The sequence below is a fragment of the Bacteroides muris (ex Fokt et al. 2023) genome (genome assembly GCF_024704895.1).
Classification (GTDB): Bacteria; Bacteroidota; Bacteroidia; order Bacteroidales; family Bacteroidaceae; genus Bacteroides; species Bacteroides muris.
On record NZ_JAMZEE010000007.1, the window covers coordinates 22,555 to 35,917 of the forward strand.

9 protein-coding genes and 1 pseudogene are annotated in these 13,363 nt (G+C 47.9%); 4 read left to right on the forward strand and 6 right to left on the reverse strand.

The window, feature by feature from the left end:
• The first annotated feature begins 17 nt into the window (after positions 1 to 17).
• From M1B78_RS04350 to M1B78_RS04365, 4 genes are all read left to right on the forward strand, one after another.
• On the forward strand, positions 18 to 2,183 hold the full coding sequence (locus M1B78_RS04350) for a S46 family peptidase (RefSeq protein ID WP_136011424.1): 2,166 nt from the start codon (positions 18 to 20) through the stop codon (positions 2,181 to 2,183).
• A gap of 95 nt (positions 2,184 to 2,278) precedes the next feature.
• Positions 2,279 to 4,438: a S46 family peptidase gene (locus M1B78_RS04355; RefSeq protein ID WP_257939992.1), complete on the forward strand. Its 2,160-nt coding sequence runs from the start codon at positions 2,279 to 2,281 to the stop codon at positions 4,436 to 4,438.
• A gap of 70 nt (positions 4,439 to 4,508) precedes the next feature.
• Positions 4,509 to 4,805, forward strand: coding sequence for a thioredoxin (gene trxA / locus M1B78_RS04360; RefSeq protein WP_005826711.1), 297 nt, complete (start codon positions 4,509 to 4,511; stop codon positions 4,803 to 4,805).
• 9 nt (positions 4,806 to 4,814) lie between these two features.
• On the forward strand, positions 4,815 to 5,243 hold the full coding sequence (locus tag M1B78_RS04365) for a thioredoxin family protein (RefSeq protein ID WP_136011421.1): 429 nt from the start codon (positions 4,815 to 4,817) through the stop codon (positions 5,241 to 5,243).
• A 75-nt stretch (positions 5,244 to 5,318) separates the two neighbouring features.
• Here the strand turns inward: M1B78_RS04365 and M1B78_RS04370 are convergent, their stop codons facing one another.
• The 6 genes and pseudogenes from M1B78_RS04370 to M1B78_RS04395 all read right to left on the reverse strand — a co-directional run bounded on the left by M1B78_RS04370 (position 5,319) and on the right by M1B78_RS04395 (position 13,354).
• Positions 5,319 to 6,161 (reverse strand): histidinol-phosphatase, encoded by an 843-nt coding sequence (locus M1B78_RS04370; RefSeq protein WP_257939993.1) that lies wholly within the window; start codon positions 6,159 to 6,161, stop codon positions 5,319 to 5,321.
• Between the two features lie 41 nt (positions 6,162 to 6,202).
• Positions 6,203 to 8,092 carry a ribosomal protection-like ABC-F family protein gene (abc-f, locus tag M1B78_RS04375; RefSeq protein ID WP_136011419.1) on the reverse strand — a complete coding sequence of 630 codons (1,890 nt, stop codon included), beginning with the start codon at positions 8,090 to 8,092 and terminating at the stop codon, positions 6,203 to 6,205.
• A 77-nt stretch (positions 8,093 to 8,169) separates the two neighbouring features.
• Complete coding sequence (locus tag M1B78_RS04380) at positions 8,170 to 8,976, reverse strand: DUF3805 domain-containing protein (protein ID WP_257939994.1); 807 nt, start codon at positions 8,974 to 8,976, stop codon at positions 8,170 to 8,172.
• Between the two features lie 258 nt (positions 8,977 to 9,234).
• Positions 9,235 to 10,635: pseudogene (gene ltrA, locus M1B78_RS04385) on the reverse strand (group II intron reverse transcriptase/maturase).
• A gap of 491 nt (positions 10,636 to 11,126) precedes the next feature.
• Positions 11,127 to 11,459: a hypothetical protein gene (locus tag M1B78_RS04390; protein WP_257939996.1), complete on the reverse strand. Its 333-nt coding sequence runs from the start codon at positions 11,457 to 11,459 to the stop codon at positions 11,127 to 11,129.
• Between the two features lie 32 nt (positions 11,460 to 11,491).
• Positions 11,492 to 13,354 carry a SusD/RagB family nutrient-binding outer membrane lipoprotein gene (locus tag M1B78_RS04395; protein WP_257939997.1) on the reverse strand — a complete coding sequence of 621 codons (1,863 nt, stop codon included), beginning with the start codon at positions 13,352 to 13,354 and terminating at the stop codon, positions 11,492 to 11,494.
• Positions 13,355 to 13,363 lie beyond the last annotated feature (9 nt).

A 13,363-nucleotide genomic window follows, 5' to 3' on the forward strand; every position in this document is an offset into this window, starting at 1 on the left:
ACTTAACTATTGATTATATGAAGATTACATTTAAGAAAGGTTTACTCGCGGCTGTTGCCGCACTGACAGTCTGCACTGCACGTGCAGACGAAGGAATGTGGTTGCTGCAACTGATGAAGCAGCAGAACTCCATCGACATGATGAAAAAGCAAGGACTGAAGCTGGAGGCTGATGACCTTTACAATCCCAACGGTGTGTCACTGAAGGATGCCGTAGGTATCTTTGGCGGTGGCTGTACCGGCGAAATCATCTCTCCGGAAGGTCTGATTCTGACCAATCACCACTGCGGATATGGTGCCATACAGCAGCACAGCAGCGTAGAACACGATTATCTGACAGATGGTTTCTGGGCTATGAACCGTAGTGAGGAACTGCCCACCCCGGGACTGAAATTCCGCTTCGTACATCGCATTGTAGACATCACCGACCTTGTCAACGCTAAGATAAAGGCAGGTGAAGTGACAGAAACCGATGCGCTGACTTATCCCTTCCTCAGCAAACTGGCAAAGGGAGAGCTGGAAAAGAGCGACTTGAAGGGCAAACCCGGCATTGAAGTGCGCGCACTCCCCTTCTATGCGGGAAACAAATTCTATATGTTCTACTATAAGGTATACAGCGACGTGCGTATGGTTGCCGCCCCTCCCTCCTCGGTAGGCAAGTTCGGTGGTGAAACCGACAACTGGATGTGGCCGCGTCACACGGGCGACTTCTCCATGTTCCGCATCTATGCCGATGCCAACGGAGAGCCGGCTGAGTACAATGCGAACAACGTACCCCTGAAAACGCCGAAGTTCCTGCCCATATCCATCAAAGGCCTGAACGAAGGCGACTACGCCATGATTATGGGTTTCCCCGGCAGCACAGAACGCTACCTCACCCAGAGCGAAGTGAAGCAACGCATGAACGCCGTGAACCAAGCGATGATTGACATGCGCGGCGTACGCCTCGAAGTGCTTCGCAAGTATATGGATGCCAGCGACAAGACCCGCATCCAGTACGCCAGCAAGTTTGCCGGAAGCAGTAACTACTGGAAGAACTCCATTGGTATGAACAAGGCAATCATCGACAATGACGTGTTGGGCGCCAAAGCCGAAATCGAGAAAAAGTATGCCGCCTTTGCCCAAGGAAAACCCGAATACGAGGGTGTGGTAGAGAAAATTGACGCCATCATCGAGAAAAGCACCCCCACGCTGCGCCAGCTCTACTATACCAACGAAGCATTGCGCGGTGCTATCGAATTCGGCAGTACCTACCTTATCATGGACAACATAAAAAAAGCGCTCAAAGAGAAAAACGACTCATTGCTGCAAGCTTCGAAAAAGCAGTTGGAAAATGCATACGATGGCATCCACAATAAAGACTACGACCACGAAGTGGACCGCGCCGTAGCCAAAGCCATTCTGCCCGCCCTTGCCAAGGCGCTGAACGCCGACGAGCTGCCCTCCTTCTACCAAACCATCAACGAAGAGTTCAAGGGCGACTACAACGCATACGTAGACAACATTTACGACAACTCCATCCTCTCCAACCGCAAGAACCTGGACAAGTTCCTGGCAAAGCCCACCGTGAAAGCCATCGAGAAAGACCCTGCTACGGCTTACTCACTCTCCAAGAACGAGAAACTGCAGGAACTCGGAAAGAAATACATGGAACTGGGAAGCGGAATGGAACTGCTCCACAAGGCCTACATTCGCGGCTTGGGCGAAATGAAACAGCCCGTCCCCTCCTATCCGGATGCCAACTTCACCATGCGCCTGACTTACGGTAACGTAAAATCATACAGCCCGCGCGATGCCGTACACTACAACTACTATACCACCGCCGACGGTATCCTTGAAAAAGAGAATCCCGAAAACCGCGAGTTCGTGGTACCCGCCAAGCTGAAAGAACTGATCCAGAAGAAGGACTTCGGACGCTACGCCATGAAGGACGGCATCATGCCGGTTTGTTTCCTCACCACGAACGACATCACCGGCGGCAACTCCGGCAGCCCCGTCATCAACGGCGAAGGCCAGCTCATCGGATGTGCCTTCGATGGCAACTGGGAGTCATTGAGCGGTGACATCAACTTCGACAACAACCTGCAACGTTGCATCGCACTGGATATACGCTACGTGCTCTTCATCCTCGACAAGCTGGGCAACTGCGGACATTTGATAAACGAAATGAACATCGTAGAATAAATAAAAGCCTCTGAGAAATTACTCCCCATACTGAATGGCATTCACTATACGACTGAATAGTACCCCTCTCAGATGCTCTTCTAACGCATATCATCATGAAAAGAATCCTATTATCATTATTTATTACATCTGCCTTTGCCACGGTTCACGCCGACGAAGGGATGTGGATGCTCACCGACCTACAAAAGCAGAACGAAGTAGCCATGACGGAACTCGGACTGCTCATCCCCACCAACCAAATCTACAATCCCGACGGCATTGCCCTGAAGGATGCCGTGGTGCATTTCGGCGGCGGATGTACCGGTGAAGTCATCTCTGCCGAAGGCCTGGTACTGACCAACCACCACTGCGGCTATGGCGCCATACAGCAACATAGCTCGGTGGAACATGACTACCTGACCGACGGTTTCTGGGCCATGTCGCGCGAAGAGGAGCTTCCCTGCAAGGGACTCACCGTCACCTACATCGACCAGATACTGGACGTGACAGACTACGTAAACGAACAACTAAAAACCGACGACGACCCGAACGGCACCAATTATCTGTCTCCCAAATACCTGAAGACAGTAGCCGACCGCTTCGCTCAGGCCGAAGGCATCGCCTTGACGCTCGGTCGCAAACTGGAACTGAAAGCCTTCTACGGTGGAAACAGATATTATCTGTTCGTAAAAACCACCTATAGCGACATCCGCATGGTAGGTGCTCCCCCCTCCTCCATCGGCAAATTCGGAGCAGACACCGACAACTGGATGTGGCCCCGCCACACGGGAGATTTCTCCATGTTCCGCATTTATGCCGACAAAGACGGGAAACCCGCCGTTTACAGCAAAGACAACGTCCCCCTGAAAGTGAAGAAACATCTCACCATCAGCCTTGACGGCTATCGCGAGGGCGACTTTACCTTCGTCATGGGATTCCCCGGACGCAACTGGCGCTACATGATTTCCGACGAGGTGGAAGAGCGTATGCAAACCACCAACTTCATGCGCCACCACGTGCGCGACGTACGCCAGAAAGCCCTAATGAAGCAGATGCTGAAAGACGATGCCGTACGCATCCACTACGCCAGCAAGTATGCTTCTTCCGCCAACTACTGGAAAAACGCCATCGGTATGAACGAGGGGCTCGTCCGTCTGAAAGTATTGGACACCAAACGTGCACAACAAGAGGCACTCCTGGCACGCGGCCGCTCGCTGAACGACAATAGCTATCAGCAGGCATTCGACCAGATACGCACCATCGTAAAGCAACGCCGTCCGGCGCTCTACCACCAGCAGGCCATCCAGGAAGCGCTGGTGACGGGACTCGATTTCATGCGTCTCCCCAGCACCGCAGGACTGGTAGCTGCCTTGAAGAACAAGGACAAGGCAGCCATCGAAGCAGCCAAAGACAGCCTCCAGAAGGCAGCCGACCGCTACTTCGCCTCTGTCCCCTTCCCCGAAGTGGAACGTATCGTCGGCAAGGAAATGCTGAAAACCTATATGAAGTATATCCCTGCCGAACAACGCATCGGTATTTTCCAAATCATAGACAAGCGCTTCAAGGGCAACAGCGACGCTTTCATCGACGCCTGCTTCGAGCACTCCATCTTCGGCAACAAGGAGAACTTTGCCAAGTTCATCCGCAAGCCCAGCCTCTACAAGATTAATACCGATTGGATGGTCTTGCTGAAATATTCCATCACCGACGGCCTGCTTCAGACCTCCATTGCCATGATGGATGCCAACAAGAACTACAATGCCGCCCACAAGGTATGGGTAAAGGGCATGATGGACATGAAGCTTGCCAACGGCCGGCCCATCTACCCGGATGCCAACTCCACCCTGCGCCTGACCTACGGAAAAGTGCTTCCCTACACTCCGGCAGATGGTGTGAAATATGATTACTACACCACTCTGAAAGGAGCCATGGAGAAGGAAGACCCTGATAACTGGGAGTTCGTTGTTCCTGCCAAACTGAAACAGCTGTACCAGGCAAAGGATTTCGGACGTTATGCCATGCCGAACGGCGAGATGCCCGTCTGCTTCATTGTCAACACAGACAATACCGGTGGAAACTCCGGCAGCCCCGTGTTCAATGCCAAAGGAGAACTAATAGGTACCGGCTTTGACCGCAATTACGAGGGCCTGACTGGCGACATTGCCTTCCGTCCGTCCTCCCAACGAGCAGCATGTGTAGACATCCGCTACACCTTGTTCATCATCGACAAGTATGCGGGAGCTTCGCATCTCATTGAAGAGATGACGATTAAATGATAATTTAGCGAACAAATCCTCCTCCCATTTTGTTATAAATACAAATAAATAAAATAGAAAGGGAAATATTATGGAAAAATTTGAAGAATTGATACAATCAGAGAAGCCCGTTTTAGTTGATTTCTTTGCAACCTGGTGTGGCCCGTGCAAGGCCATGCATCCGGTACTGGAAGAGCTTAAAAACGAAATAGGAGATGCCGCCCGTATCGCCAAAATAGATGTAGACCAGCACGAAGAACTTGCTGCCCGCTACCGCATACAAGCTGTACCGACATTTATCGTATTCAAGAAAGGTGAAGCCGTATGGCGCCATTCGGGTGTCATCAGCGGCAAGGATTTGAAAGCCGTTATAGAACAAAACTCTTAAAAAGAAGAAATGAAGAAGATTATAACAATGACCATCCTTGTGCTCTCCAGCATGCTGGCCTACGCTCAAACAAGCGGAGAGGTTGTCGTCATGAACAAAGCCATGTTTATCAAGAATGTGTTCGACTATGAGAAATCCCAGGACTGGAAATACAAGGGAAGCAAGCCTGCCATCATAGACTTATATGCCGACTGGTGCGGACCTTGCCGCAGGGTGGCTCCCATTATGAAGGAACTGGCCAAAGAGTATGCCGACAAAATCATTATCTACAAGGTCAATGTGGATAAGGAAAAGGAATTGGCTGCATTGTTCAATGCAACAAGCATCCCTCTTTTTGTATTCATCCCCATGGACGGAGAGCCTCAGCTCTTCCGCGGAGCAGCCGACAAGGCTACCTACAAAAAGGCGATTGACGACTTCTTACTGAAAACAGAATAGTTCAGAATAGAAATAAAAAACTCCTGACCACCCTACAAAAGGCAAGTCAGGAGTTTTTTATTGTATTCTACGCACTCAAAGCACAATAGGTATCTCTCTCCATTCTCCCCCGTGCAGTTCCATCACCGATTCATATCCGGCCTCCCTCAAGGCACGCAAGGCTTCGAGACGTCCGCTGTTTATCCGTTCCGGATAGTGCGAATCACTGTTTACCTGTACGCGTATACCCAAGTCGTGCAGATAAGAGAAGTATCGCTCATTGGGATAGAAAGTACCCAGGTCATGACAGGCTTTGGTGTTGACTTCTACCTGATAGCCGCGACGGGCAATATCTGCGAAGTACGCCCTGACCAGCTCGTCGTACCAAGGCTCGTCCAGCAATCCCGGGCGATAGCATGCCGCATTGTAGTGCATCTTATCGGCATGACCCACAATATCGAAACCTCCCAGCTCGAGCATTCTCATCAACCGGCCGTAATAGAGACGGACCACATGCTCCAAATCACCGCAGAAATGTCCGTCTATAATGGTCTTAAAGGTATCCGCAGGTACATCTACATCCACCACTTCCCCTTTGTCATTGTAGAGAAGATGTACAGAACCGATACGGTAGTCCAACGGCAATTCCCTGAAACGGGCGATGGACGGATTACTCGCTTCATTCAGATAATCAATCTCCAGACCGATATACAGTTCGATACGTCCGGCATACTTCTCCTTCAGACGGTGGAATTCAGACAGATAATCGTCCATCCTATCCCACTCCATAGTCCATGCCGTAGAAAAAGGCAATGGAGCATGCGATGAAAAGCCGTATGATGTAAAGCCTTCACTCAATGCAAAACGCACAAAGTCCTCCATGCCGGCACGTCCGTCGCAAAAAAGACTATGACTATGATAGTTCGTCAGATTTCTCACTTTCCCAATTCTATAAAATTTTTAATTCTCAATCTCAGGCTTCAGTTCGATTCGATCTCGCTCAACTCCAGCCAGCGCAATGTCTTTTCGTCAATCAAGTCCGACAATTCCGGCAAACGCTTCGACTTCTCCGTCAGTTCGTCCACAGACAAAGTACCGCTGCACAAAGCTTCTTCAATCGCTTTCTTTTCGGTTTCCAGGTCGGCTATCTCTTGTTCCAATTGCTCAAACTCGCGCTTTTCCTTGAAAGACATGCGGCGCTTCTCGTTCAGACGCACCTTCACCGTCTTGTCCTCCTGAGTCTTGGCGGCTGTTTTCTCTTTTTCCTTCTCCTGATGGGCTTTCGCATCTTTCCAGTCGCGGTATTGTGTATAGTTGCCGGGAAAGTCGCGAATGTCTCCTTGTCCGTTGAACACCAACAGATGGTCTACCACCTTGTCCATGAAATACCGGTCGTGGCTCACCACCATCACACACCCTTTGAAGTGCTGCAAATACTCTTCCAGCACATTCAGCGTCACGATATCAAGGTCATTGGTCGGCTCATCCAGCACCAAGAAGTTGGGATTGCGCATCAGAACCGTACACAGATAGAGGCGGCGGCGTTCTCCCCCACTCAACTTGTAGACATAGCTGTGCTGTGTCTCGGGAGTAAATAGGAAATGTTGCAGGAATTGCGATGCCGTCAGCTTCTTGCCGTTGCCCAGTTCTATGACTTCGGCAATGTCCTGCACTACATCAATCACTTTCATCTGTTCGTCAAACTGCAAGCCGTCCTGCGAATAGTAACCGAAGCGGACTGTCTCGCCAATATCCAGCGTACCGCTGTCTGCCTGCTCCAACCCCATCAGTATCTTGATGAAGGTCGACTTGCCCGTACCATTGTTCCCAACGATACCCATTTTTTCGTAACGGGAGAAGATATAAGAGAAATCATCCAGAATCTTCAAGTCACCAAAAGATTTGTACAGATGGTCTGCCTCGAATATCTTACTGCCTATATAGGAGGCCTTAACATCCAGCTTTACATTGTCGTTATTGAAACGCTGCTTTGCCACCTTCTCCAGCTCATAAAAAGCCTCTTCGCGATAACGCGCCTTGTGTCCGCGGGCTTGCGGCATGCGGCGCATCCACTCCAGCTCCGTGCGATAGAGGTTGTTGGCACGCTCTATCTCCACAGTCTTGGCCTCGATACGCTCCTGGCGCTTCTCCAGATAATAACTGTAATTGCCTTTATATTGATAAATCTGCCGGTTGTCTATCTCTACGATTTCGGAGCATACGCGGTCGAGGAAATAACGGTCGTGCGTCACCATCAACAAGCTGAGGTTATTCCGGCGGAGATATTCCTCCAGCCACTCCGTCATATCAAGGTCGAGGTGGTTGGTAGGCTCGTCCAGTATCAGCAAATCGGGTTCAGTGATAAGAGTATTGGCAAGTGCCACACGCTTCAACTGCCCGCCGGAGAGATGTTTTACGTGCTGGCTGAAATCACGTATCTTAAGCTGAGATAGAATCTGCTTCGCCTTCTGCTCGTACTCCCAAGCCTTTTCATGGTCCATACGCACCAGAATTTCGTCCAGGCCGGGATGCCCCTCCGTCTCCATGCAACGTTCATACTCCTTGATTAGCTCGACAGTACTGTTGCCATGATGGAAGCACGCTTCGAGCACGGTCAGCTCTTCGGGATATTGCGGATCTTGCTCCAGATAACCCACACGCAAGTCACGGCGAAAGGAAATGGTGCCGTTGTCATACCCTTCCTTACCGGAAAGGATATTGAGCAACGTCGTCTTGCCACTGCCGTTCTTGGCTATCAGTCCGACACGCTGCCCCTCGGACAAGCCCAAAGAAATATTTTCGAATAGTACCAAGTCACCGAACGACTTGGTCAGGTTTTCCACCTGAAGGATTGAATTTACTGCTGCCAATGCTTTAATAGTTGAAAAATGAAAATTGAAAATTGAAAGTTGAAAGTTGAAAATCACAGTACCGAGATAACCGGACCTTAGAACAAGGAGCTGTATATCTCCGGCAGATTCACTTTACCTCCTGCCTTTACTTTGCTCCAAACCAGCTTCATGGGGTCTATCCATTCACCGGTAGACGTGTTCAGCAATATGGGCGCTTCCCGGTTTCCATCCACCAAGGTACGCCACTCCATACCATCCACTTCATTGGCGAAAATAACACAAAGTACGATGCCAAGAGCCAGCCATGTATCCTTCTTCTTAGGGCTGATGTCACTTTCTTCCATAATCTGCTGCATCTTGGCAATGTCTTCTTCCGCTCCTTGAAAATCCTTCTTCAATAACTCTTTTACAGTAGTATCCACCCACTCGTATGCTTCATTAATCTGATAGATTTCCGAAAGCCGCACCGGAATTATCTCCGCCGGATACTTCACTCCATCCTTACGCGTTTCCAGCGAAGCGATAATCTTCTCCGCTTCTGCAACCGGCTCTCCTTTCTTCACCGTAAACGAGCATTCAAAGGCAACTTCATCCACGCCCGTTATCCATAAATGGGAAGTATAGTACGCACCTTCTTCCTCGAACATCTCCTTGCTATATGCGCATTCCAGCCGGCCTATCCTGACCGGAGTGGCAGAGGAGTTTTCCCGTAACTCTTGCTTCACCGAGTCCTTGCCGTATGTAGCATTCCCTTTGAAAGCCGAAATGCGAAAATTACCGGTCCACTCATTGGGGTTATAAAAAAGGAAAGAGCCTTCCCCGTCCTCGAATTCATTCCAGTCTGCCGGATAAGTCATGGAAAACCATGCTCCCGGAGAGATAAATTTCTTGCTTTGTTCCATATATAGACTAATCTTTGCAAAGACAGTTCATACCATCTCAGCTATTTCTCGCAAAGATAGTACAAACTGAATGCAAAATAAAATGAACTTGTCCATTTTTTATGCTGAGGTGCAACCTATCTTCGCTTTTAGGGCAAAAGTAACATTACCGCCGTTGATATGCAAACAAACGAAAACCGAGTAGGAGGAACGGGATTAATTCCCGTTCCGACCTCTCACACCACCGTACGTGCCGTTCGGCATACGGCGGTTCCCTAATTAACCTTTAAACACAGGATGATAGTACATCTTAAAAGTAGGGTAACCAGCCCGAAGCAAACGCTCATCCGACAAAGCCGCTTGTACAGTGGGATGACTTGCCATTCGCCAGTATTTCTTACGACAAAAGGCAGCCATTCGCACACGGTTCCCATCGGGAATAAGCTTCTTCAGATTTCGATACCGGGTTCAGACTCGTTTCCAAGACTTCCAAATGCACATCCGTATGCGATGACGGAGCCAACCGTCCCATTCCTTTATCCTACTTTTGAGACCTGCCAACTTAAAATAGTTGAGCCAACCACGGATATACCAAGTCAAACGTTGTTTACGATATTCGTAGCTCCAGCCGTTATTACGGCTGGTGAGTTCACGTATCTTACTCTTCATCTTCTTGACACTATCGACATGGATGTAGAATTGGCATTTGACATTACTACGACCAAAGGCATAGGAAAGGAATTTGATGTCACGCATATAAGCGACATGGGGTTTCTCCTTATTCACCTTTAGAAAAAGTTTCGTTTCAATAAAGGGAAGCAGATTATCCAATGTACGCTGGGCGGAACGACGGCTTTTACAAAAGATGACCAGGGCATCAGCATACCGAACGAACAAATGCCCACGTTTCTCCAGTTCCTTGTCCAACTCATTAAGCATTATATTGCTTGACAAGGGACTCAATGGACTACCCTGAGGAACTCCGGCTGAACTGTCCTCTTTCTTGCCTCCTATAAGTACACCGGAGTTCAGATATTTATGAATCAGAGAAATGACACGACCGTCTTTGATGGTACGTGACAGGATTTCTATCAACTTACTATGGCAGACTGTATCAAAGAATTTCTCCAAATCCATATCGACCGTGAACACATAACCGGCAGAGATATATTCGCCACATTTTAATAACGCATCATGAGCACTACGATGAGGGCGGAAACCATAGCTGGTTGGTGAAAATTGAGGTTCATAAAGAGGTTGAAGCACTTGTGAGATGGCTTGCTGAATCAAACGGTCAACCACCGTGGGAATACCCAAGTTACGTGTCTTCCCATTCGATTTGGGAATCTCCACACGACGCACGGGGTTCGGATGGTATTTACCATCATAAATGGAAGTTATTAGTTTATCCTTGTGGCAACGAAGATAAGGAAGCAACTCATCCACTTCCATACGGTCAATGCCGCCACTACCCTTGTTACTCTTTACCTGTTTATAAGCAAGGTTTAAATTAGAAGGGGAAAGAATATATTCCAATAACTCTCCTTTTTCCTGTTTAATGGCTGTAAGATGATTTTCAGTTATCCCCATGAAAGTCTGCATACCAATCATGACTTCAGGTTCCACCCTCTGCGCCGATTGGTCGGATAGAGTTTCTATGTTCTGCTTTCTTCCCCTCATAAGGTAACATTCAGGTATCTTACGTAATTAAGGTTCAGCCCTTCCCCATTATGGTGAGTGACAGGTACTATGGCTTCTGCTGACTTCTCACGACAAATCTTGTTTCAACCAGATACAGTGGGGTTGTACCTGTCCGTGAGACCTCCCCAGATAAGAACGTACGCTTTCATCTCATATGCCCTCTGATTCTACTATATCGGGATTCGGATAGTTATAGGACTTTGTTTTGTTTGGCAAACTTGTCCTCCAAATATAGCCTTATAATCAGTTTCTGTTCGTAGAGCCGAGAGTTTGCCGCAAGCTTCCTTCAAATCCCTCCTCGCGAAGGACACCCTTGCCTTGGGCTAACGATTCCCACTATCAGGGCTCGTTCGGGACTTACACCCTATAGCGCACGCACATGCTGGGCGTACCGAAAAACAGCCGATTCTCACGAACCGGCTGTTTCAATCATCATCTATGAATGAAGACCTTTTAGAGTCTTCAATATATCAAAATTGTACTACAATTTCTGTATATCCAGTACCAATATTATAACCAGACTCATCATAGACTGTACAATAAACACCCAAAAGCGAAAATTGTGTTTTATTCAGATGGGTTATAGTTATTGAACTACCAGAGGTGGAATAGCTAAAATTCGCTTCTACATTATTTTGCTCAAAATCCCAGACATAAGTATAAGAAGGGTTATCGGGATATGCTCCCAAGTGAGTTGTTTCACCCGGACGAATATCTATTTTCCCTCGTATAGACACTTCACTATTCACTTGCCCTACTATCGGCAATATCGCCAACAATACAGAAATCAATACAGCCTTCATAAATTCACATGTATAAAATTAAACATTCTTGTTTATTCTTGAGTAGAGTCCCACCAAACATTAATGGTAAACGCATCATCTTCCGTATTCCACATATCAGACGATGTATTTGCTCCCGGCACTTCCGAACCGATAGCCTTCAAGTTAGCGGCATTGTAATTAAACTCATGAGAGCACTGCATCCATCTGCGGTAATGCTTACCGGCAGGAATCTTCTTCAGCCCATTTTCATTAATGTCATGGTAGGCCGGTATTCCCCAACCAAAAAAGATTTCCGAATCAAAATCATAACGGCGCATATCATTCCAGATTTCCATGGAGAAGTGCAACGCAATACGCTTCTGAGTCATAATCTTGCCTAAACTCAAATCTGCGGAAGTACCGATGCCACTTGCCAAGAATTTGTCAATGTCAGTTTGCTCCATTGGAGTAAACGACGGACAAGCCTTCAATGAAGCATCTTCCGTACACCAAACATTCAGTTTCTCATTCATGCACTCTATACTTGCCTTTACCCCTTCTTTATAAGCTGTAAACGCACCATTTTTGTCTCCTTGTTTAAATAAGACTTCGGCCTTAATGAAACAAGCCTCTGCATACGTTCCCACATAAGTAGGCGAAGAAACGCGTGTATAGAACGAACCTGATTCCTTGGAAGCGTCTGTACCATCTCGCCTATACAACAAATCCTGTTTACCCTGATACCCCTTGCACCAACTGGTACCTTCCACATAAACCGTATCTCCTTTGCGTGCTTCAGAATCAGAATCAATCCACCAGCCACCTTTCGCTTTGTCAAATCCTGCTCTCAACGGTCCACCCACCAAGTTTGGAGAGTCACCGGAAACCATATCCACGCCCAATGAACGTCTCCATCCATCCTTAAACTTAATCCCTGCCGGCGAATTCGCTGATTTCTGAGACCATGCCCAAGGGATTATCTTGTCCGCACGCGGGTCTTCCACTCCCAAACCGGCAAAGTTTGTCAGGTTATCGTAAAGCATTTTAGTCACCATATAGCCACTATTCATGCCGCATATCGAAAAGAGCGGAGAATAATCTACCGGTTCATTCCAACCTAAATCATCGTGTTTAGGACCGTTGTCATCCGTATGGTTGATAATGGTATTGTCTGCATTACTCTGTTGAGCCTTTGCCAAACAAGCCAATATTTCATCCGCATCATACTTACCTTCTTTATAACTTCCGGCAGCTTTCTTTGATAATTTATTGCAATAACGAGCTTTCAGCAGATAGGCAAGTTTTAACCATTTATTCACATCACCGCTATTCCAGAAATCACCCTCTGCCAATGAAGGGACTGACGGTTCTTGTGTCTTTTGCAGATGCTCGATGCCCTCATCCAACTCGCTCAGGCATCCCAGATAAATGGTCTTTCCATTGTCATAGGCAGGAGTTTCATCCTCTCCCAAAGCATAGGTATAGGGCATTTCTCCATATATATCCGTCATCAGCATAAAGCCGTAGGCACGAATCACCTTTGCCACGCCCACATAATGCCAGGCACCTGCCGCCATAGCCTTCTTATACATATCCTCAATGTTGCATCCGGCTCCTACAAACCACCATTGGTAAGGAGTGGTTGAAGGCCCCTTATCATATTTCCAAGCAGGTGCCCAACAAGACATACTCCAATAATCCCCTCCATTGTAATTTCTTGTCCAGTCGCCCATAGACATGGACGAACGCCAGGCTCCAATCTGGTTGGCATGGTTCGTATAGAACTCAATGTGCGGCAAACGGGTTTGAAAAGTAGCACTCTCCGATGATGGATTTTCCGGATCGACGTTGCAATCCAACCAATCACTACATGAGGTAAACGCAAGTGTCAACAAACTTACCCCACCCAATAAAAATGTTCTTATATCTTTCATACAATTTTC

What these genes read in the sequence shown, in the direction of transcription:
- M1B78_RS04355 (WP_257939992.1), top strand. Translation starts at nt 2,279, where the DNA reads ATGAAAAGAATCCTATTATCATTATTTATTACATCTGCCTTTGCCACG.
- trxA (WP_005826711.1), top strand. Translation starts at nt 4,509, where the DNA reads ATGGAAAAATTTGAAGAATTGATACAATCAGAGAAGCCCGTTTTAGTT.
- M1B78_RS04395 (WP_257939997.1), bottom strand. Translation starts at nt 13,354, where the DNA reads ATGAAAGATATAAGAACATTTTTATTGGGTGGGGTAAGTTTGTTGACA.
- M1B78_RS04380 (WP_257939994.1), bottom strand. Translation starts at nt 8,976, where the DNA reads ATGGAACAAAGCAAGAAATTTATCTCTCCGGGAGCATGGTTTTCCATG.
- M1B78_RS04350 (WP_136011424.1), top strand. Translation starts at nt 18, where the DNA reads ATGAAGATTACATTTAAGAAAGGTTTACTCGCGGCTGTTGCCGCACTG.
- M1B78_RS04365 (WP_136011421.1), top strand. Translation starts at nt 4,815, where the DNA reads ATGAAGAAGATTATAACAATGACCATCCTTGTGCTCTCCAGCATGCTG.
- M1B78_RS04390 (WP_257939996.1), bottom strand. Translation starts at nt 11,459, where the DNA reads ATGAAGGCTGTATTGATTTCTGTATTGTTGGCGATATTGCCGATAGTA.